The sequence below is a fragment of the Streptosporangium subroseum genome, from assembly GCF_900188345.1.
GTDB classification, from domain to species: domain Bacteria; phylum Actinomycetota; class Actinomycetes; order Streptosporangiales; family Streptosporangiaceae; genus Streptosporangium; species Streptosporangium subroseum.
Window position 1 is genome coordinate 1 of record NZ_FZOD01000155.1, and the last position, 1,965, is coordinate 1,965.

At 64.4% G+C, this 1,965-nt stretch carries 1 protein-coding gene; it reads right to left on the minus strand.

Translation table 11 applies throughout. The features are described 5' to 3' along the window. Positions 1-224 precede the first annotated feature (224 nt). On the minus strand, positions 225-1,208 hold the full coding sequence (locus CHC08_RS47755) for a BtrH N-terminal domain-containing protein (RefSeq protein WP_089213958.1): 984 nt from the start codon (positions 1,206-1,208) through the stop codon (positions 225-227). Between the last annotated feature and the right edge of the window lie 757 nt (positions 1,209-1,965).

Below are 1,965 nucleotides of genomic sequence, written 5' to 3' on the forward strand. Positions count from 1 at the left end.
GAGAAGGCCACCCCGTCAGGGGTGGCCTTTTCTGCGTTCACCCACCCGCATGCACGAAAAGGGGGGTTTTCACCATGCGGTGCGAACCCCCCCTTCTTTGTGTCCGGGAAGGGGTCCGCACCGCGGGGTACGGACCCCTTTTTTTTCGTTCTCAGCGGATGCGTGACTACCTCGGTAAATCCGAGCACCGTCTGAGGGGGACAGCGGAACGGTTTCCCTTTGAGCTACAACTGACGCAGCGCCTGCATGGCGTCCTTCTCGATGCGCGAAAGATCATGGAGGATGACGCCGGCCTGCTCGAGGTACTCCGCGTCGCCGCTCTCTCCAGCCTTCGCGATCAGGGTGGACACGTCCGTCCACAGGACGGCTGCCTCGGCGTACAGCCTGTGACCGGCGCGGAGGTTGCCGTCGTCGATCAGTCCGGTGCACTCGTCGAGGAAGTCGCGATAGAGGGCGCGAAACAGGGAACCACCGGTGCCGCCCTTCTCCATGAGGAGAGCGGCCTGCGGCAGGTCCTGCTGCGGTTCTCCGGCGCGTAGCAGCCATCTGGGCACCTGCTTGCCGGCTTTCTCGATGCCGCGGTGGCCCAGGTTCGCGATGGGAGCGGCGAGGAAGGCGTCGGCGCAGTCTTTGATGGCGGGGATGATCTGGTCCTGCCAGGAAAGCGGGTGAGCCGGCAGGGTGATGGTGAAGGACCGGTTCCTGGCGGTCATCGGGCCGCGTTCGGCGCGCGCCAGGGCGAGGCTGGTCCGGCTGGTGCGCACCGTTCCTCCCTGCTGGTCGGTGTCCACAAGGTAGGCGTCGTGCCCGTCGTAGCCGTACATGGCGACGACATGACCGCCGAAGTGCACCTTGGAGAGGAAATAGTCCAGGTGGTAGCAGTCGAGCTGAAGGCCGATCGGCTGACCGGCGTCGATGGGGGCGGCCACGTTCTCCCACGCCTTGCGCGGTGAGGTGGTCTCCTCGGTCATTAACGTCAGTCCCAGCCTGGCAGCCAGATTCCTGGTGAGGTCGAAGGGCTTGACGCGGCCTCCGAGGAAGGGGAACGCCATGCTCTTGCTGTCCCAATAGATGAAGGACAGACCCGAGCCCAGTCCGAACAGCATGGGCTCGGGTAGATCAAGTCCCTCATGCCGCAACAGCACCCCCAGCGCCGTCGTCTCGCAGTGGTGCGTGCCGCGGGCCTCGATGTCCTTCACGATGGTCATGCGTCGTTCTCCTCAGGCTGACGCGGCGAACGGTCACACCGTCCCCATCCCTGATACCTTCATGATCAACTAATGGGGCCGCTGGGAATAGCATGAGGCCTCCCATAGCGGGAGAGTCCAGTTGGGACCGGACTCACCCTCGACAGTCGGGCAAACTCATGACCGAATCGACGAATTCAACCTGTGTACCGGTCACGCGTTTGCGCTTGACGACAAACCCTGGCGACAACGCCGGTAGCCTCAAACACACGCTGGCGACCTTCCACCACCCTCTGACCACGCTCCGCTCATCACGCGGTGAGCTGAGTGCGGCTGACGTGAGCTCCTGCGCAGGGACGGGTACAGATGGATTGCCGCGAGTTCACGCGGTCTTGCGAAGACCGGCGAACTGCAGGCCGGCGAAGCCGGCGACCGCCTGTGCGATCACCAGTGCGGTGCCAAGGCCGGTCAGCGGGAACCAACCGGCGATGAGCAACTCCGGGTGCTATGCCGGGAGGGGAAAATCAGGGTCGTTTGTGTGTCGTAGTGCACGCTCGGCGCTGAGCGTGCGTTTGTACGCAGAACGGGACTTTCTCCCTGCCTAATGTGAGTGATGTCCGGAGCGCGCAGCACCAAAAAGCGCATCGGGAACACGCATCACACGCTCACCCCGAGCGTCTTCACCCGAAGGAAGTCCCCTCATGAGCAAGCTTCGCAGCGTCCTGGTCGGCACCGCCCTCGCCGGCGCCCTTGCGGCCGGCATCGCCGCCGCCCCCGC

What these genes read in the sequence shown, in the direction of transcription:
- CHC08_RS47755 (WP_089213958.1), bottom strand. Translation starts at nt 1,208, where the DNA reads ATGACCATCGTGAAGGACATCGAGGCCCGCGGCACGCACCACTGCGAG.